General features: G+C 47.0%; 18 protein-coding genes. 4 read left to right on the top strand and 14 right to left on the bottom strand.

Features of this window, described 5'->3' with window-relative positions:
• Positions 1-26 precede the first annotated feature (26 nt).
• The 6 genes from AB4114_RS31365 to AB4114_RS31340 form a co-directional block, all read right to left on the bottom strand.
• Complete coding sequence (locus AB4114_RS31365; protein WP_441991934.1) at positions 27-914, bottom strand: multicopper oxidase family protein; 888 nt, start codon at positions 912-914, stop codon at positions 27-29.
• Positions 915-984: 70 nt separating this feature from the next.
• Complete coding sequence (msrB, locus tag AB4114_RS31360) at positions 985-1968, bottom strand: peptide-methionine (R)-S-oxide reductase MsrB (RefSeq protein WP_441991933.1); 984 nt, start codon at positions 1966-1968, stop codon at positions 985-987.
• A gap of 116 nt (positions 1969-2084) precedes the next feature.
• Entirely contained in the window at positions 2085-3017 is a 933-nt protein-coding gene (locus AB4114_RS31355; RefSeq protein WP_441991932.1) for a manganese-dependent inorganic pyrophosphatase, read from the bottom strand.
• A 166-nt stretch (positions 3018-3183) separates the two neighbouring features.
• Positions 3184-3945, bottom strand: coding sequence for a polysaccharide deacetylase family protein (locus AB4114_RS31350; RefSeq protein WP_441991931.1), 762 nt, complete (start codon positions 3943-3945; stop codon positions 3184-3186).
• A gap of 856 nt (positions 3946-4801) precedes the next feature.
• Positions 4802-5353, bottom strand: a complete 552-nt coding sequence (locus tag AB4114_RS31345; protein ID WP_441991930.1) for a DUF1697 domain-containing protein — start codon at positions 5351-5353, stop codon at positions 4802-4804.
• A gap of 47 nt (positions 5354-5400) precedes the next feature.
• The gene (locus AB4114_RS31340; RefSeq protein WP_441991929.1) at positions 5401-6261 is read right to left on the bottom strand and encodes an HAD-IIB family hydrolase; all 861 of its coding nucleotides are present in this window, start codon (positions 6259-6261) and stop codon (positions 5401-5403) included.
• A gap of 177 nt (positions 6262-6438) precedes the next feature.
• Between AB4114_RS31340 and AB4114_RS31335 the strand changes: the two genes are divergently transcribed.
• The 3 genes from AB4114_RS31335 to AB4114_RS31325 all read left to right on the top strand — a co-directional run bounded on the left by AB4114_RS31335 (position 6439) and on the right by AB4114_RS31325 (position 8493).
• Positions 6439-7215 carry a threonine/serine exporter family protein gene (locus tag AB4114_RS31335; protein WP_441991928.1) on the top strand — a complete coding sequence of 259 codons (777 nt, stop codon included), beginning with the start codon at positions 6439-6441 and terminating at the stop codon, positions 7213-7215.
• Between the two features lies 1 nt (position 7216).
• Positions 7217-7648 carry a threonine/serine exporter family protein gene (locus AB4114_RS31330; protein ID WP_441991927.1) on the top strand — a complete coding sequence of 144 codons (432 nt, stop codon included), beginning with the start codon at positions 7217-7219 and terminating at the stop codon, positions 7646-7648.
• 149 nt (positions 7649-7797) lie between these two features.
• Positions 7798-8493, top strand: coding sequence for a class I SAM-dependent methyltransferase (locus AB4114_RS31325; protein WP_441991926.1), 696 nt, complete (start codon positions 7798-7800; stop codon positions 8491-8493).
• 49 nt (positions 8494-8542) lie between these two features.
• Here AB4114_RS31325 and AB4114_RS31320 read toward each other — a convergent pair whose 3' ends face one another.
• From AB4114_RS31320 to AB4114_RS31285, 8 genes are all read right to left on the bottom strand, one after another.
• Complete coding sequence (locus AB4114_RS31320) at positions 8543-8989, bottom strand: hypothetical protein (RefSeq protein ID WP_436244968.1); 447 nt, start codon at positions 8987-8989, stop codon at positions 8543-8545.
• Between the two features lie 56 nt (positions 8990-9045).
• Positions 9046-9393, bottom strand: a complete 348-nt coding sequence (locus AB4114_RS31315; RefSeq protein ID WP_441991925.1) for an ASCH domain-containing protein — start codon at positions 9391-9393, stop codon at positions 9046-9048.
• An 88-nt stretch (positions 9394-9481) separates the two neighbouring features.
• Positions 9482-9655, bottom strand: coding sequence for a hypothetical protein (locus AB4114_RS31310; RefSeq protein ID WP_441991924.1), 174 nt, complete (start codon positions 9653-9655; stop codon positions 9482-9484).
• A gap of 108 nt (positions 9656-9763) precedes the next feature.
• On the bottom strand, positions 9764-10765 hold the full coding sequence (locus tag AB4114_RS31305) for an aldose 1-epimerase (RefSeq protein ID WP_436244343.1): 1002 nt from the start codon (positions 10763-10765) through the stop codon (positions 9764-9766).
• Between the two features lie 194 nt (positions 10766-10959).
• Complete coding sequence (araA, locus tag AB4114_RS31300; protein ID WP_441991923.1) at positions 10960-12447, bottom strand: L-arabinose isomerase; 1488 nt, start codon at positions 12445-12447, stop codon at positions 10960-10962.
• A gap of 64 nt (positions 12448-12511) precedes the next feature.
• Complete coding sequence (locus AB4114_RS31295) at positions 12512-14191, bottom strand: ribulokinase (protein ID WP_441991922.1); 1680 nt, start codon at positions 14189-14191, stop codon at positions 12512-12514.
• Positions 14192-14275: 84 nt separating this feature from the next.
• Positions 14276-15379, bottom strand: coding sequence for a GntR family transcriptional regulator (locus AB4114_RS31290; RefSeq protein WP_441991921.1), 1104 nt, complete (start codon positions 15377-15379; stop codon positions 14276-14278).
• A 96-nt stretch (positions 15380-15475) separates the two neighbouring features.
• Entirely contained in the window at positions 15476-16318 is an 843-nt protein-coding gene (locus AB4114_RS31285) for a helix-turn-helix transcriptional regulator (protein ID WP_441991920.1), read from the bottom strand.
• A 111-nt stretch (positions 16319-16429) separates the two neighbouring features.
• On the opposite strand from AB4114_RS31285, the gene fabF reads away from it, so the two are divergent.
• Positions 16430-17665, top strand: a complete 1236-nt coding sequence (gene fabF, locus AB4114_RS31280; protein WP_441991919.1) for a beta-ketoacyl-ACP synthase II — start codon at positions 16430-16432, stop codon at positions 17663-17665.
• Positions 17666-18690: the final 1025 nt, after the last annotated feature.

Here is an 18690-nt window from a genome sequence, read left to right as displayed (position 1 = left end):
GATAAAATAATTATAGCCATTCTCTCCTACACATACTGAACGACCGTGAACATGCCACCTGTCGGCTTCGTCATGTTATTCGATGTATGATGCGGCATATGACAATGAAGCGGCCAAACGCCGGGATTTTGCGCTGAAAATTCAATATCGGTGGTGACTCCGCTAGGCACAAGTATCGTGTTGCGCAGTTCTCTGTTGAAATGAGGTATCGTGTTCCCATCTGCTGCTGCCACCCAGAATTGGTGCCCATGTAAATGAATCGGATGCGCATTCATACCGATATTCCCAAAGCGAATGCGCACTTCCTCTCCATAACAGACGGGTAACGGAGTTGTATGTGGAAAGCAGCGACCATTCATCGTAAAAAAGTTAAAACCATCCGACATTGTATCCAGCTCAAATTGCCCCGTCTTCACCACGCCTTTTTCCATGCCTTTTAAGTGAAACTCTTGCAGCATAATGAAATAATCGCGCTGGGCACTGTATTCATAGGGATCCTCAATGATAAAGCCTCCACCTAAGCCCATTAATTCTTGAAAAGCAGCGTCTACATGGGTGTGATACATATGTGTACCTGGTGGATTAACAATTTGAAAATGATAGTCAAAAAACTGGCCTTGTTCGATATAAGGCGAAGGTTCAACGGCCGGTACCCCGTCCATGCGATTCGGCACATCGAGCCCATGCCAGTGCACACTTGTAGCCTCCGGCAGCCGATTGTGTACACGAATTGTCACCCAATCACCGGGAAACACGCGAATCGTCGGCCCTGGGATGCTGCCGTTGTAGCCCCACCCTTTCATGAACACGCCCGGGAGAATTTCTTGCACAACTGGCTCAGCGACCAGCTCAAAAAACTTCACTCCCTGCACAATGACACAGGTAAGATCTCGCAGATCCGGTGATACGACCATGGCAACTCCTCCGTTTCAACGCGCCATAGTTATATGTATGCGGGAACGGTTGAGACTTACCAATATAGCCTTACTTCTGGTCGAAGAATCGAAGATAAGCGCCGTAGCCTTCCTTCTCCATGTCAGCCAGTGGAATGAATCGCAATGAAGCTGAATTGATACAGTACCGAAGACCATTCGGACCTGGACCATCATTAAAAACGTGACCCAAATGCGAATCCGCCTCTGTGCTTCGTACTTCTGTACGGATCATAAAATGACTTGTATCTGTTACTTCTTTCACATGTCCTTCGAATAAGGGCTTGGTGAAACTTGGCCAGCCGCAGCCTGAATCGAATTTATCATAAGAGGTAAATAAGGGCTCTCCTGAAACGATATCCACGTAGAGACCTTTTTCTTTGTAGTCATGGAATTCATTCTGGAAAGGACGCTCAGTCGCATTATTCTGTGTTACCTCATATTGCAGAGGTGTGAGTGCTTTCTTGCGCTCTTCTTTATCCTTCGCTGTGTTCCAAAATTGGGAGATATACGCATCGCGCCCTGAACCTTTACGGTAGGCTTTGTAGTGAGATGGATTTTTGTGATGATAATCTTGATGATACTCTTCCCCTGGATAAAATGCTTCCGCATCAATCCGCTCAATTTCCGTCACAATTGGACGATCGAATCGACCGCTGTCCTGCAGCGCTTGTTTGGACGCCTCAGCTTTGGCGAACTGCTCATCGCTATGGGCAAATATCGCCGTACGATACGATGATCCTCGATCGTGAAACTGTCCGCCAGCATCGGTCGGATCAATTTGACGCCAGTACGTTTCAAGCAATTTGTCATAAGGGTACAATTCAGGATCGAATGTGATTTGCACAGCTTCCGCATGCCCTGTTGTCTCGGAACAAACCTCTTTATACGTCGGATTGGTCGTGTGCCCACCGATATATCCGGAAACAACAGAAATAATGCCCGGCAGTGACTCAAAAGGCGTCACCATACACCAGAAACAACCTCCTGCAAACGTCGCTTTATCTAAATGAACTTCATGGATGTGATTTGTCATGTTTATTGCCTCCTCTTTCTCAAAGTATCCTCTTATCATACCAAAAGTTATCGGTATAACCAAAACACACCGTTCATTGAATGAACGGTGCTCGATAATGCGTGAATGTATGCATCCTACAGGTTGTTGAAAATGTCTGTAAGCACAGGTACGATTTGTGATTTACGAGAAACAACGCCTTTAAGTACCGCTTTGTTATCAACAAGAGATACATTGTAAGCTTTCTCAACTGCGTCTGCTTTACGTCCAAGAGCAAGACCTACGGAGTCATTGTTCAAAATGTCTGTTACAACAAATAAGAACAAATCTAGGTTTTTCTCAGCGATAATCGCTTGAAGCGCCGTTTCGATTTCAGCTTGTTGGGATAGAACATCGTTCACATCAACCGCATTGACTTGTGCAATTTCGGCTTTATAGCTGCCCATTTGGAATTCTTTGGCATCCAATGAAATCAACTGTGCCACAGTTTTGTCGCTTAGATCTGCGCCTGCTTTCAGCATGTTCAAGCCATACACTTCAGCATCTACACCAGCGATTGCAGCTAGCTCACGCGCAGCAGCAACGTCTTGCTCCGTGCAAGTTGGGGATTTGAATAGTAAAGAATCAGAAATGATAGCAGAAAGCATCAAACCAGCGATGTCAGCATCGATGGAAACACCGTTTTCTTTGTACAATTTATTTAAAATCGTTGCTGTGCAGCCAACCGGTTCTGCGCGGTAGTAAAGCGGGTGGCTCGTCTCGAAATTAGCAATACGGTGGTGGTCAATGACTTCCACTACACGTACTTGATCGATGTCGCTAGCGCTTTGTTGGCGCTCAACGTGGTCAACCAAGATGACATGGGCTGCTTCGTTCGCAACAGTTTGAACTTCACGTGGAGCTGCTACTTTAAACGTATCAAGTGCAAATTGCGTTTCGCCGTTAATGGAGCCTAGACGAACTGCTTCTACTTCTTGTCCTAATTTTGTTTTCAGTGCTGCATAAGCAATTGCGGATGTGATTGAATCAGTGTCCGGATTTTTATGTCCGAAAATAAGTGTTTTTGACATTGTACGACTCCTTAAACGACACATTTTAGTGAGAGTGCTTATCATCTCTATATACGATTATACTCAAAAATTTGGGTAAATCCACTATTAAACACGGAGTGTTCATAAATCCACTTGAAATGCTTGGTAAAATCGATACAAAAGCAAGGGATATACCAAATCTCGCTTACGAGGACGTCGCTTCGGTTAATTGCTGCACCCAGTCTTCGAATGGTTTTTGGCTGTCTACGACAATGCGATGCAGCTCCAGCGGGGGTTGGTCGGACGAAGCCCAGCCTGGCTGCGTGGTGAAAGCATAGCTAAAATGGGCTTTCTTTAAAATTCTGAGCGTTTTGCGGTTGTACTCGCCGTACGGATAAGCGAACGTATTCGCTGGTTTCCCCAGCTCTTGCTCGATCTTGGCGCGCGCAGCTAGTATCTCTTCGCGCTGCGCTTTTTTGCTAAGCTTGGGCAGATGCGGGTGCGTCACGGTGTGTGACGCAATATCCCAACCTGCTGCGCTCAGCTGTTTGATCTGTGGCCAGGTAAGGTAACCTGGCGTATTGACAAGGCCCGTCGACAAGTATAGCGTCGCCGGAAAGCCGTGTTGCTGGAGGATAGGCAACGCCACCTCCGCGTTATTGGCATAGCCGTCATCGAACGTGAGCAGCACGGGGTGAGCCGGTGACGGCCTTTTGTTTATGATGACGCTGGTGAATTCGGCCAGCGTCATCGGGGTGTAGTGATGCGCGGCCAAATAGTCCATTTGGCGCGCGAACGTATCGGGGTGGAGCACGTACGTGTTCCCCGGGTCCACCCCGATGCTGTGGTAGTTCAGCACGGGGATAGCGACCCCGTGCTTGGCCTTCGCTGGCGTGGCGAAGCACGCCAGGAGGACGCCCGCGAGCAGCAACGCTGCGCGGGCTTTCTTGTTCTTCCAAAGGTTCATCTTAGGTCGCCTACCTCTATATGAACATGAATGTTCACTGATTGATCTCCTAAGGCTCCCCCATCGACGCTGCGAATATGCAAAAAATCCCAAGTACATTAGCGATTTATCAACACTTTATCACTGTTGATAACGTTAGCGATGTACTGGGAGCTGCGTTAGTCCGATATCTCCGAACTAAAACGAAGATTACTAGTAAAAAATGACCATTAGTCCGATTCCGCCGAACTATTTGGCCATTTTCCACGCGTGAGGGTTGTTTGGAGCGATTTAGTTTGGCAATTTCGGACTAAATACGATTTAATGACGCGAACATTGAGATTAATTCGGCGATTTCGGATTAATGGGTGCCTGGGGGAGTAGACGGACATGTGCGGCGCAGCCTTTGGAGCTCTGTAAGTCGATTTTTTCGACTTACGCGTGCGCAGCGCGTTCTTTGGAGCTCTCTAAGTCGATTTTTTCGACTTACGCGTGCGCAGCGCGCCCTTCGGAGCTCTGCAAGTCGATTTTTTCGACTTACGCGTGCGCAGCACGCCCTTCGGAGCTCTCTAAGTCGATTCTTTCGACTTACGCGTGCGCGGCGCGGCATTCGGTGCTCTCTAAGTCGATTTTTTCGACTTACGCGCGCGCAGCGCGCCCTTCAGAGCTCTGCAAGTCGATTTTTTCGACTTACGTGCGCGCAGCGCGCCCTTTGGAGCTCTGCAAGTCGATTTTTTCGACTTACACGCGCGCAGCGCGCCCTTCGGAGCTCTCTAAGTCGATTTTTTCGACTTACACGCGCGCAGCGCAGCCTTTGGAGCTCTCTAAGTCGATTTTTTCGACTTACGCGTGCGCAGCGCGGCCTTTAAAGAGTAGCCTACTTCCCCTCTTCCCCCGCCAATTGAATCAACTTATTCACCGTTTCCCAATTCCGGGTGGTCGCAGACACCCCTAGCTTCTTCTCTATGAAGTTGTTGCTGAATTTGGAGTCGCCATAGTTTTTGCGAATAAGCAGATACACGGTCAATCCCTTGACGCAGTACTCGTCCACTTCACTCTGCGCAGCATCTAGCTTAGCAAGCCCCGCATCCGTCGGAGCTTGCGACAAGAAGGTAACGTATCTTTGTTCATTCGCATCCACATTCACACTTGGGTATGGTGTGTCTTGCACCACCTCTTGCAGCTCCGCAGGGGTGCGAATAATGACCGGTATATCAAACGTCAGCTGTTCCTTCAACTCATGTACGATCCGATCTCGAAGGGTCGCAGCATCTACTTCTTCAGCATCAAAAATCACATTCCCACTCTGAATATAGGTACTCACATTCGTGAATGCCATAGATTCGAAGAGTTGCCTAAGCCTGTCCATTTTAATAATTTTCTGACCACTCACATTGATTCCACGCAGCATAGCGACGTATCGCGCCATAGAATAATCCCCTCCCAAATCACTCATTCTACTCACCTTCCCACAACTTACCCTACCTCATTCACATGCGTTCCATCGATACAGGCAGCGATATAGACAGCTACGCCATCCTCATCATTACTCACGACGATCTCATTAGCCAGTAGCAAAATCTCTGGATGCGCATTCGCCACCGCAACTTTACGGCCTGCCTCAAGAAACATGCCCGTATCGTTCAAATTATCACCGAATACCGTCACATCCTCGGACGTGCATCCAACGAGCTCAGCCCATAATCGCAGACCCATCTGCTTATTTGCTTCGGGATGACTGAATTCAAGGAAATAATGCCCAGCAATATAATTATCCTTCATCAAATGAATATGAACCTCAGAACCCAACATTTCCTGAACCGCAGTTTTCAAAGGAAGAAGCTCCTCCAACAGTCCGATATATGTCAGAATTAGCGTTCGCAATGTTTGCGTACTGTGGAGCTCATCCACCTCTCGAAATCTCGGATCATTCGGCCGACTGGCTACGAATTGAAGATCCCCCGTGCGTTCCAATTTCTCATGATGTACCCGCTCGTTATCCTGCTCATCGAGTGCAAACAGCAGCGGTGTGATTCCAAAACTTTTACCCATTTGAATAATTGCATTACTCCGCTCACAATCCAGCCAACGCCCGCCGAGCACCCGCTTCTCCAACGGATCAAACAACATAGCCCCATTATATAAAACTAGTGGATACCGCCACGGAATTCCCGACACGACTGCCTGCGAACTTTGATAACTTCGTGCAGTAGCATAACTAATGACCGCCCCCTGCTCAAGCGCTTGCGTTATTACTCGTATCGTAAAGTCCGATGGCTTCGCATTGGAGCTCAACAAGGTTCCATCCAGATCGGTTAAAAAATAGTTTCTACTCATCCGATTCACTACGCAAAGCATAGACTGATCTTGCTTCCAATTTGATTTCCAAGCTCATGACTACTCCTCCAAGTCCCTTGTCCTTATCTGTCTACATTACCTTCTCTCATTTTCAATCGCAATCAATTTGATTTATACTTAGGTCAATTATTCCAAAACAGAAAGGATACGGATCACATGGAGCAGCAGCCAGCAGCGACGAATTATGAAATCGCACAAGTGTGTTTACTCGCGGGTAAAATCATGCTGGAAAACGGCGGTGAAACCTATCGGGTTGAAGATACGATGACTCGTGTGGCTGAGGCTTTTGGTATTCCAAATTCACATAGCTTTGTTACGCCTACGGGCATCATTTTCTCGATTGATGGGCCTGAGCAGACAACCCGACTCATTCGCATTTCTTCGCGATCAACGGATTTACGGAAAGTAACGGTCGTGAATGCCATTTCTCGCAAAATCAGTCAAGGTGAGCTATCACCGACAGCCGCCTACCAGGAGCTTGAGGCTCTAAGTGCCGATACACGTAGATATCCCGCGTGGTTACAAGCTTTAGCAGCTGCGATTGCGAGCGGTTGTTTTCTCATCATGTTTCAAGGGACGTGGTCCGATTTCTTCCCGGCCTTCCTTGCTGGTGGTGCTGGTACCATATCGCTGACTTTCTTCCATCGTTTAGTTCCGATCAAATTTTTCGCTGAATTTCTCGCATCATTAATCATTGGACTTATTGCCTATTTAACGGTCAAAACAGGGTTAGGTCATAATCTAGATAAGATTATCATTGGCTCCGTCATGCCGCTCGTGCCTGGACTGCTCATCACGAATGCCGTGCGCGATTTAATGGCAGGTCATTTCGTATCGGGCGTGTCCAAAGGTGCGGAAGCATTCTTAACCGCATTCGCGATCGGCGCAGGAATAGCTTTTGTATTGACATTTTATCCAGGGAAGGGGTTCTAGTATGGACATGTTGGAACAGCTCGTAACTAGTTTCATTTCAACGTCCGCTTTCGGCATCATTTTCAATGTACCTCGTAGAACGCTTGTACAATGCGGGTTTGTTGGGATGATTGGCTGGATGCTTTATTTCTCTTTTCAAAAAACGTATCTGGATCCCATCCTTGCCACGCTCATTGCATCCTTTGTGGTCACGATCATTTCTCAATTTTTCGCGAAAATATATAAAACACCCGTCATCGTATTCAGTGTCTCTGGTATTATCCCTCTAGTCCCAGGTGGACTAGCATATGACGCCATGCGCAATGTCGTTCAAAATCATTACGATGTCGCTGTTCAGCTCGCTGCGAAAGCTTTTTTGCTCTCTGGGGCAATCGCCATTGGACTGGTATTCTCAGAAGTCATAAACGTACTGTTAAGACGGATAAGAGCTTAAACCAACCCAATGAAATAATAACGATCCAATCGTTAATAGTTTTCACCTATAACTCCAGTGCTTTTACATCTTGGATTTTTTCCCATTCGCCCTTTACACTAAGGGTATAGTACTAATAAGCCAAGGTTTGGAAATGGAGCTGAAAACACATGAACGACAACGCGAACCATCACATTTTAACGAAATTCGATGAAATTGCCCAAAAGTATGACAGCCAACGCAGAAAGTTGATTCCTTGCTTCGATGATTTTTACAATACGGCCGCTTCTTTGGTCCAATTCGACCAGAAAGCACCACGTATTCTTGATTTAGGCGCTGGGACAGGACTTTTCTCCTCCTATATGCTGCGTTCGTACCCAGAGGCGCGTTTAACCTTGATTGATCTGTCGACGGGGATGCTGGATATAGCCAAAGAAAGATTTGCAGATACTGTAGCTTCCGAAGTAACTTACCTTGTCGGGGATTATTCGACTTATGAGGATGCAGAGCCTTTTGATGCTGTAATCTCCTCCCTCTCCATTCATCATTTGGAGGATGAGGCTAAGCAAGCTCTGTATGCAAATATTTTTCATTTATTAAAGCCAGGCGGGGTTTTCGTGAATGCTGATCAAGTTTTAGGAAAAACTCCCTTCCTTGATGGCTTGTACCGATCGGATTGGGTCGCCAAGATTGAAGCTACGGATCTATCTCCAGAAGCGCTGCAAGCCGCCTATGAGCGTACGAAGCTGGACAGAATGGCTCCACTTGATACGCAGCTTGGCTGGCTACGCGACTCCGGATTTTCAGATGTGGACTGCGTTTACAAGTCTTATAATTTTGTCGTGATGTTGGCTAGAAAGCTTTAAATAAACTAGAAACTCTAATTCGAAGGTTGCTCTGATGGTTCTTTACTCTTTACCAGATTGTCGGCTTGGACACCATGAACCACATCATCGCAAGCGTAATGATCACATACAAGATCAAAGCTTTACGCAGCTTGTTTACGAGGAAATTACGATCTTCATGCGGAGCTTTGAGCTGGCGCAACAGTGGTGAGAATGCACGTGCAATGAAGTATAGCGAAGCGACCATAATCAGGACCGTCGCGACAATCCAGGAGGTTTTCCAACTCCAGGCCGTAATCCACGTCAGTAGAATACCCGTCGCGACCAACACATGTCCTGCATGCTTCGTCAATCGAACGGTAATCCGAAACGGTTCTAAGTAATCAGGCAGTTGCTCGAATGGTGCTCTACGAATAAGTGCTAATAAAGGAAACAAGACGAAATAAGGGCCGATGCTTAACACAACGCTGAAAATATGAATATAGAGCATGATAATATACCAAGACAAGTTGATCATCCTAACTGTAATGTGAATAAACCGTGTGAATCCAAGGATCCACACGGTTCTTTGTCTTATTCGGCTTTTGTAAATTCGTGTACCCAAACTTTCATCTGAGGCAGCCAAGGCATACCTGGATGCATAGCAAGAATACTGTCGCGATACTCATCAACGGTTTCGTGACCTTCTTGTTTCGCATGTTCAGGTGTTAGTTCACCCAAAGATTGCTGATACACGTTGGTGACTGTAAAGGATGTGCCTTGCAGATCCATGGTTTCACCAATATCCGCATAACGTCCATTGCGACGACAAGCCGTTTTTTGGCCAGCAAGCACTTTACTTACTTCTGCTTCTTTCGTAACTAGTCGATCGATGGAACACGTTTTTGGTGGTAAAGTCTCATTTACGTTCGTTTCACTCATATTGTTCCCTCCTTTTGCCAGTTATCATTATATCGAATCCATTTCGCTTTGTCGAACTGACACATTCCTTCGGATCCAATTGCTTCAATTACTCCCTCAAAGCTTCCTTCAGCTTCGTTGACATGCTCTCCATGGAACCCGACGCAGGAGGCTTAATACCGCGCAGACGCGCGATTTCCGCCTTTAATCTCTCATTCTCAGACAACAATGCCTCAACTTTGGCGATCATCTGATCGCGATCTAAGTGATCCCACTTCCCCATCCTTACCCCTCCTTGGCTCAAAAATACCCCCTCCTCGCAAGTCGATCATCCCATCGGATTCTCTCCATGCATCAAAGGGGGTGCTTCCTATTGCTAATCATGTAGCAATTATTTCGTGATTTTAATCGTATATAATCGTGCAGTTTCTTCCCAAACTTCACCTGGTTCTAAGGAAACAAGTCCGATTTGATCGGCAGGCAGATCCACATTCGGTGCATTAACCAAATTCATTTGCGGCTCAGGGCAGAAGAAGCCTTCTGTTTTGCCATTGTTCCAGATCATCCATTGCTTATAGGAAGTCCCTACATCATAAACCAGTTTGATGCCTTCACGTGCATCTGTCAATGCCATGAAGTTGCGGCTATTTTGCGGAACACTCGTGTAATGATTATCCATACCCTCGAAAAATGGCGATAGACCGCCAACTTTCATCTTCTCTTCATCCGCGGAGAGCGCTTGATACTCACCCGTTGGCAGCATACGCTCGTTCAACGCCCAACGCTCGCCGATTGTCATTTGGAACGTATAATCCGAAGGCTGGCTGTTCACAGCAAATGGCGCGTTAATCGTTGTATGGAACGCTAGTAAGCACGGCATCGCTTCATTGCCTTCATTATGAACGGAAATCTGTTGGTGCAAACCTTGCTCGTTCAAGGTATAAATCAAGCGGATCGTAAAGTCAAAAGGTAAGAATTCATGAACGGAATGCCCTTCGCGCACTCGCAAAGCTAATGCGACGCGACTTTCATTGCCATCACTGCTGAAATTCTCAACGGCCCATGGAATATTGTGCACAAAACCGTGTAGATGATTACCTGTCTTAGGTTCATTGACTGGGAATTGGAATACGTTCCCTTTCCACGGGAATTTGCCATCCTCATAACGGTTCGGCGGGAATAACACAGGAATTCCATGAACGATTGGACGCTCTTTAAACGCTTCCATCTCTTCCAGCGCAGGTTCGCGCAAGAAACGATATTCCTTCTCTATATCACGGAAAGCAATCAGATTTGCACCAACATCTGGCAAAACTACCGCTTCATAACGCCCAGCTTGCAGCCAAATCGCTTGTTCACCGTTGTACGTTCCTTCATATGCTTTGGTAGACATCTCTTCATTCTCCTCCTAAATAACTACTTATCCTTGTCCAATATTTGGACAGACACAATGCTTTCACTTTAGCCCATGTATGCGAAAAAAGTCAATGGACGTAAATTGCTTTTATATCGACAAATGTGACTTTCCTTGAAGTGTGAAGAAAAACCTGAGGCAATGGCCTCAGGTCCTTAACATATAGGGATGACTTAGCGTTTCCACACCGCTTCATTCCAACGAAGCTCATTGCGGAACTGTAAGGTTGACGTATTTTTATTGATAATGACGACTTCGATCCCTGCTAGCTCAGCCCAATCCACAAGTTGTTCTGTACTCACATTGTAAGAGAACACGGTGTGATGTGCGCCACCTGCAAGAATCCAAGCTTCTGCTGAATCACGCAAGGACGGCTGCGGTTTCCAAAGAACGCGCGCCACAGGCAATTTCGGCATCGCTTTAACCGGTTGCACGGCATCAACTTCGTTAATTAGCAAACGGAAGCGATTGCCCATATCGATAAGTGAAGCATTCAGCGCTGGGCCGGAAGCTCCGTCGAAAACAAGACGAGCCGGATCCGCTTTGCCGCCGATACCAAGCGGGTGAACTTCGATTTTGGGGCGAGTTGCCGAGATCGTTGGACAAATTTCAAGCATATGCGAGCCAAGTACGAGCTCATTGCCTGATTCCATATGATACGTGTAGTCCTCCATGAAGGAAGTTCCTTTGTTGTTCGCCATGATTTTCATCACGCGCAGCAATGCGGATGTTTTCCAATCGCCTTCGCCACCGAATCCGTATCCTTGCTCCATCAAACGTTGAACCGCAAGTCCAGGCAATTGCTTAAGGCCATGCAAATCCTCAAATGTGGTCGTAAATGCGCCGAAACCGCCCTCTTGGAGGAATGCTTTCATCCCAAGCTCGATGCGAGCTTGCTCGCGAATCGCATCTCGAATCGGACCCGCAGTACGGCCTTCTGGTGTAATATCATACACTTCGTTGTACTGATCCATGAGCAGATCAACTTCAACCTCAGAAATATCCCCGACACGCTGTACAAGATCACCTACGCCGAACCCATTGATGGACCAACCAAATTTAATTTGTGCTTCGACTTTATCGCCTTCCGTTACAGCAACATGGCGCATATTATCACCAAAACGGGCAACTTTTAAATTGCGACCTTCAATGAATCCCATCGCCGTGCGCATCCAACCACCAATTCGCTCCAGAACAGCTGGATCTTCCCAGTAACCGACAACGACTTTACGAGCAATTCCCATACGTGCACCGATGAAGCCATATTCACGGTCACCGTGGGCAGCTTGGTTCAAGTTCATGAAATCCATATCAATCGTATCCCAAGGGATATCGCGATTGAATTGTGTGTGCAAGTGAAGCAACGGCTTCCGGTACTCCGAAAGACCCGCGATCCACATTTTAGCCGGAGAGAATGTATGCATCCAAGTAATAATTCCCGCGCAAGAATCATCTGCATTCGCATCCAGACAAAGTCTACGAATCGCATCTGGTGTAGTTAGAACAGGTTTGAATACGAGCTTGCTTGGAATGGCTTCGGAACGATCGATACCTGCTGTGATTTGTTTGGAGTGCTCATCTACTTGAAGGAGTGTTTCAGGTCCGTACAAATGCTGACTACCAGTAACAAACCAAAATACTTTTTCTGAAAAAGGGTTCATGGCTTAATGCCTCCTAGGATATGGGATATTGAATTGAAAATTACGTTCAGTGATTAACTAATCATTAATGGCGAGCTTCCTCGCGAATCGAGCGAAGTCGTTTCATAACATCATTGTCACCCCGACCAAAATAGTCATGCAGCTTGCTGTATTCTTGGTACAGTTTCTCGTAAACGGCTACGTTCTCCGCAATCGGCTTGAACGTTTCTTTACGAACACGTGCCATTTGCTTCGCGGCATCAACAATGCTGTCATAGCCGCCTTTGTCCGCACCTGCAGCAACAGCTCCGAACATCGCAGCACCAAGCGCTGGTGTCTGTTTCGAATCAGCAATTTTAATTTCACGGTTCGTTACATCCGCATAAATTTGCATCAACAGATGATTCTTCTGCGGCAGACCGCCACAAGCGTACAATTCTTCAACCTTAACCCCGTTGCTATGGAAAGCATCAACAATTTTACGTGTGCCGAAAGCCGTTGCTTCCAGCAATGTACGATAAATTTCTTCTGGTTTCGTAAGCAAGGAATAGCCTAGGATAAGTCCATTTAACTCTGTATCTACAAGCACTGAGCGGTTGCCGTTCCACCAATCCAAAGCGAGCAAGCCCGTTTCACCTGGTTTGTAAGCGGATGCACGGCGCTCCAACCATTCATGCACGTTGATGCCTTCCTCAGCAGCCGCTTTTTCCACATAAGCAGGAACACCTTGTTCCACATACCATGCGAAAATATCACCAACCGCCGATTGCCCTGCTTCATAGCCTAAGTAGCCAGGAATGATGCCGTCTTCAACAACGCCGCACATGCCTTCTACTTCTTTCTCTTCTGTGCCAAGCAGCATATGACAAATGGAAGTACCCATTGCCATGACTAGCTTACCTGGTGCAACTACGCCAACGCCTGGAACAGCCGCATGCGCATCAACGTTACCAACCGCGATCGCAGTTCCGGCAACGAGTCCCATACGCTCAGCCATAGCAGCTGTCAGTTCTCCAGCTTTTGTGCCTAGGGCAACAACATCTCCGCGAAGCTTCGTTTCTGTGATATTTACAAGTCTAGGATCCAACGCTTGAAAGAAATCTTGGCTTGGATACCCATCTTGCTTGTGCCAAATGGATTTGTAGCCCGCAGTACAGCTATTGCGCACGATCTCGGATTGACCTGTCATTTGAGACACAACCCAGTCCGTCGCTTCTAAGAAACGATCGGCTTGCTCATAAATCTCAGGCGCTTCATTCAAAATCTGCCAAACTTTCGCAATCATCCACTCCGAAGAAATTTTACCGCCATAACGAGGTAAGAAAGCTTCTCCTCTGCTCGCTGCAATTTCATTAATGAGAGTAGCTTCATCTTGTGCGGCATGATGCTTCCACAGTTTCACCCAGCTATGTGGATTCGCTGCAAGTGCTGGTTCGAAGCACAGTGGTTGACCTTCTTTATTAATCGGGAGCATCGTACACGCTGTGAAATCAATACCCAAGCCGATAATATCTGCTGGATCTACGCCAGATGCACGTACAACTGCTGGAACAGATTGTGTGAGTACATCGATATAATCTTGAGGATGTTGTAAAGCCCAATCGTATTCTAACTTCACACCGGATACCGGCAGTTTCTCATCAATAACATTGTGTGGATATGGCGTTACGTGATCTGCCACCTCTGTGCCATCACTCAAATCAACCAGAACCGCACGTCCTGATTCCGTGCCATAGTCAACACCAATCGCATATTTCTTCGACATGGGGAGCCTCCTTCAAATTTATACCTGTTTCTTGCTCTCAGTATAACACTTGTACGTACAAGTTGGCTACCCCAATTTTGAAAATTACGGAATGCGAATTGTTGACTCTCGAATAACCAGTTCTGGCTTGTACACTTTCCCTGTTTCGCTGCCGATTACTCGCTTATTCTCAATCATATCAATTAAAATGCCCGCCGCGTCGCTGCCGAGTTCTGTTTTGGGATGAGAAAGTGACGTCAATTTCACCTCGGTTGCCGTTGCAAGAGTTGAGTCATCGAAACCAATTAAAGAGATGTCTTGTGGCACCTGCATACCAATTGTACGTACAGCTTCAAGAAGATGAATCGCGAGTTCGTCATTGTAGCATACAAAAGCTGTTGGCCGTTCCTCAACTGCACCGTGTTCTAGCATATCGAGCGCGATTCTGTATGGTTTTGTCCGCTTTTCTTCCGTCGTATAATGAATAACGAATTCCGGAAGCAGAGGAACCTGATAATGATGATGCGCGCGAATAAAGCCTTTTAACCGATTCACACCTTGTCCATCATCTGTTTTGAAAAAGCCCGCCAACCGTCGATGCCCCAGCTGAATCAAATGCTCTGCCGCCTTAAATCCACCATCTTCATCATCCACGATCAAAGAAGGACAATTCATTTCAGGGTATCGCTCGTTTATCATGAGATAAGGAATATGCTGGTAGTCCAATGACAAATAATAGCTAAGATTCGGGTTGCCTTCCGCACTCTTCGTCGGCTCAATAATAAGGCCACTTAGAGGCTGACTCATCATCATATCCAAGCTTTCCCGTTCTTTTGCTTTGTCGTTATCCGTGGACGAAAGCAGCAGTCTATAGCCTCTCGCCCGTAATGTAGCCTCTGCTCCTCTAACAATATGCGGAAAAATATAGTCAGATATATAGGTCGTAAGGATGCCTATCGTTTGTACATCGCGTGATTTTTGCGTTTGTGGCGTAGAGACGAAAGTACCTTTGCCTTGCATCCGATACAACCAGCCTTCTTTCTCCAATTCACCAAACGTCTGCCTTACGGTCTGACGACTCATCAGGAACTGTTCTGCAATTTCATTTTCGGATGGCATTTGATCATTCGGTTTAAGCCTTCCTGTATGTAACCAGGTCAAAATTTCCTGTTTTAATTGTTGATATTTCGGTAATTGCTTTTCCTTCATGCTTCACCTCAGGGCTTTGATTGTGAACGTATTATACCATCCGTTCAACTTGTATGTACATATTCTATGAAAGGGCATCGTTATGTCGAATGCTTCCTATTCGCCTAATTTACTCATCAACAGTCTGATCTTCGTATCGGTATCAGATCCGATGGATGGTGTATATACACTGCATCTCAGATCCGTTCTCCCTTGCACCTGCAAGGTCGTTAGATCGAACAACATTTTCCCCACCTTGGCATGTCGAAATTCAATGAATACTTCAGGTGCAGAACTGACATCACTCTCGTTCCAAAATGCACGAAAATCTTTGCTCCGCTCACTCAGTTCCTCAATAAATTCGCTATACCAATTATCACTCACATATTGACCATAATAAGAACGAAACATCGACAAAAATCCTTTGGCGAAGTCACTCCAATTAACAGCCAGTGACTTCAGTTCTTTCCGGGTAAAAAGCAGCCATATCATATTCCGCTCCCCCTCTGGGAGTTTAGCAAAGTCAAGAAAGACCGCCGCAGCCGCTTGATTCCAACCAACAATGTGACATCGGCGATCCGAAACAATCGTGGGGCAATCATGAAGCTCCGTCAATATCCGATTCAAAGCCGGACTTATCGTCGGTATTTGATCAACAAAAGTCGCTGGCGCTGGTTGTTCCAACGCTAAACTGAACAAATATTGCCGCTCATCCTCATTCAACTGCAAGGCCATTGCAATGCGATCGAGTACTTGTACGGACATTTTGATGTCTCGTCCTTGTTCCAACCATGTATACCAAGTCGTACTCACACCAGCAATCGTTGCGACTTCCTCTCGACGCAACCCCGGTGTACGTCGCCTGCTTCCGCCTAACAATCCAACTTCTTGCGGCTGGATACGCGATCGATGTGCCATTAGAAAGTTCGATAATTCTTGAAGCCTCTCCTTTGTGTTCACGCAAGGTTTCCTCCTTAGCCTAGTATCATAGAAGCCATTATACCAGTATAAACGCTAACTTGTAATAGGATACGCAGTATGACATTCTAATTAAAAAAGGAGGACGACGCGATGAAACGTGTGGTTATTACTGGTATGGGAGTCATTACACCAATAGGAAATAATGTGGATGCATTCTGGGGGAATTTGACAACGGGGCAATCTGGCATTTCTAAAATAGAGCATTTCGACACATCGGATTACAAAACAAACTTCGCTGGCGTTGTCCGGGATTTCGATGCCGAAGCCGCTGTTGGACGTCGTGAGGTGCGACGCATGGATCGCTACTGCCAGTTCGCCGTTGCGGCAGCTAAACAAGCAATCGATGACGCTAATCTCGCGATTGACGCCTCCAACGAAGAGCGTGTTGGCGTCTATATCGGCTCCGGCATTGGCGGCATTCAGACCATCTTGGACAACTATCGAACGCTGCTGGCCCGAGGGCCAGGCCGGGTCAGCCCGACCGTTGTTCCGATGATGATTGCCAACATGGCCGCTGCACAGGTTAGCATCTTGTACGGCGCCAAAGGGCCAACGCTTGCTCCCGTTACCGCTTGCGCAACGGGCAACAACGCCATTGGCGAGGCCTTTAAGCTCATCCAGCGCGGAGGCGCAGATGCCGTCATTGCCGGCGGCGCCGAAGCGACGGTCACCGACCTCGCGCTCGCGGGCTTCGGCAATGCAACCGCGTTGTCGACGCGCTGTGACGCGCCGGAGCAGGCAAGCCGCCCGTTCGACGCGCAGCGCGACGGATTCGTCGCCGCCGAAGGCGCCGGCGTCTTGGTCTTGGAGTCGCTCGAGCATGCGGAGCGCCGCGGGGCTCGGATCCATGCCGAAATCGTCGGCTATGGATCCACCTCGGACGCCTACCACATCGTGGCGACCGATCCTGAGGGCTCGGGGGCCTACCGAGCCATGCGCGACGCGCTAGTTGATGCGGGGATCGACGCGTCGGAGATCAACACTATTAACGCTCACGCGACAAGCACCGTCGCTGGTGATCTCTCCGAGACGCTGGCAATCAAGCGTCTACTTGGCCGCGGCGCTTACAACGTGCCGATCAGCGCCAACAAATCCATGATCGGCCACATGCTTGGCGCTGCGGGCGGTGTCGAGGCCGTCGCCCTGATCAAAACCTTACAGGACAACCTCATCCCCCCGACCATCAACTTGGACAATCCCGATCCACAGTGCGATTTGGATTACGTGCCCCACGAGGCGCGACATGCGAAGCTACAGTATGGGCTGTCGAGCTCATTTGGTTTTGGCGGGCATAATGCGGTGTTGATATTGAAACGGTTTGGGTGAGCGGGGAACGTAATACACTCACCTGAGGGCATCACATCACTGTTCAGCAGAGTGAGGAATGACAATTTTCAATTTTCAATCAATGTTAGTTGTATACTGTTACTTGGCCGATTGGACAATCTGCCGTAATATACTTACCCGAGGTCCATCACATCGCTTTTCCGCAAAGTAGGAAATGACAATTTTTAATTAATGTCAGTTGTAAGATGTTACTTAACTGTTTGGAGAATCGTAATATACTTACCCGAGGTCCATCACATCACTGTTCCGCAAAGTGGGAAATGACAATTTTCAATTAATGTCAGTTGTAAGATGTTACTCGGCTATTTGGAAAACCGTAATATACTTACCCGAGGTCCATCACATCACTGTCCCGCAAAGTAGGAAGTGACAATTTTCAAATAATGTCAGTTGTAAGATGTTACTCGGCTGCTTTGAGAACCGTAATATACTTAGTCGAGGTCCATCACATCGCTGCTCTGCAAAGTAGGAAATGACAATTTTCAATTAATGTCAGTTGTAAGATGTTACTCGGCTGTTTGGAGAACCGCAATATACTTAGCCGAGGTCCATCACATCGCTGTCTGCAAAGTAGGAAATGACAATTTTCAATTAATGTCAGTTGTAAGATGTTACTCGGCTATTTGGAGAACCATAATATACTTACCCGAGGTCCATCACATCGCTGCTCTGCAAAGTAGGAAATGACAATTTTCAATTAATGTCAGTTGTAAGATGTTACTCGGCTATTTGGAGAACCGTAATATACTTACCGAGGTTCATCACATCGCTATTCCGCAAAGTGGGAAATGACAATTTTCAATTAATGTCAGTTGTAAGATGTTACTTAGCTGTTTGGAGAAACGTAATATACTTAGCCGAGGTCCATCACATCGCTGCTCTGCAAAGTAGGAAATGACAATTTTCAATTAATGTCAGTTGTAAGATGTTACTTAGCTGTTTGGAGAAACGTAATATACTTAGCCGAGGTCCATCACATCGCTGCTCTGCAAAGTAGGAAATGA

Source organism: Paenibacillus sp. 2RAB27 (genome assembly GCF_052115445.1).
Lineage (GTDB): Bacteria > Bacillota > Bacilli > Paenibacillales > NBRC-103111 > Paenibacillus_E.
The sequence above is the reverse complement of the archived record's forward strand: the minus strand, read 5'-3'. Positions and strand labels throughout refer to the sequence as shown.

Excerpts from the sequence above, each read along its gene's own strand:
- AB4114_RS31305 (WP_436244343.1), bottom strand. The coding sequence starts at position 10,765 with ATGTCTACCAAAGCATATGAAGGAACGTACAACGGTGAACAAGCGATT.
- AB4114_RS31340 (WP_441991929.1), bottom strand. The coding sequence starts at position 6,261 with ATGAGTAGAAACTATTTTTTAACCGATCTGGATGGAACCTTGTTGAGC.
- msrB (WP_441991933.1), bottom strand. The coding sequence starts at position 1,968 with ATGACAAATCACATCCATGAAGTTCATTTAGATAAAGCGACGTTTGCA.
- AB4114_RS31320 (WP_436244968.1), bottom strand. The coding sequence starts at position 8,989 with ATGATCAACTTGTCTTGGTATATTATCATGCTCTATATTCATATTTTC.
- fabF (WP_441991919.1), top strand. The coding sequence starts at position 16,430 with ATGAAACGTGTGGTTATTACTGGTATGGGAGTCATTACACCAATAGGA.
- AB4114_RS31310 (WP_441991924.1), bottom strand. The coding sequence starts at position 9,655 with ATGGGGAAGTGGGATCACTTAGATCGCGATCAGATGATCGCCAAAGTT.
- AB4114_RS31290 (WP_441991921.1), bottom strand. The coding sequence starts at position 15,379 with ATGAAGGAAAAGCAATTACCGAAATATCAACAATTAAAACAGGAAATT.
- AB4114_RS31335 (WP_441991928.1), top strand. The coding sequence starts at position 6,439 with ATGGAGCAGCAGCCAGCAGCGACGAATTATGAAATCGCACAAGTGTGT.
- AB4114_RS31345 (WP_441991930.1), bottom strand. The coding sequence starts at position 5,353 with ATGGCGCGATACGTCGCTATGCTGCGTGGAATCAATGTGAGTGGTCAG.
- AB4114_RS31295 (WP_441991922.1), bottom strand. The coding sequence starts at position 14,191 with ATGTCGAAGAAATATGCGATTGGTGTTGACTATGGCACGGAATCAGGA.
- AB4114_RS31365 (WP_441991934.1), bottom strand. The coding sequence starts at position 914 with ATGGTCGTATCACCGGATCTGCGAGATCTTACCTGTGTCATTGTGCAG.
- AB4114_RS31315 (WP_441991925.1), bottom strand. The coding sequence starts at position 9,393 with ATGAGTGAAACGAACGTAAATGAGACTTTACCACCAAAAACGTGTTCC.
- araA (WP_441991923.1), bottom strand. The coding sequence starts at position 12,447 with ATGAACCCTTTTTCAGAAAAAGTATTTTGGTTTGTTACTGGTAGTCAG.
- AB4114_RS31330 (WP_441991927.1), top strand. The coding sequence starts at position 7,217 with ATGGACATGTTGGAACAGCTCGTAACTAGTTTCATTTCAACGTCCGCT.
- AB4114_RS31350 (WP_441991931.1), bottom strand. The coding sequence starts at position 3,945 with ATGAACCTTTGGAAGAACAAGAAAGCCCGCGCAGCGTTGCTGCTCGCG.
- AB4114_RS31355 (WP_441991932.1), bottom strand. The coding sequence starts at position 3,017 with ATGTCAAAAACACTTATTTTCGGACATAAAAATCCGGACACTGATTCA.
- AB4114_RS31325 (WP_441991926.1), top strand. The coding sequence starts at position 7,798 with ATGAACGACAACGCGAACCATCACATTTTAACGAAATTCGATGAAATT.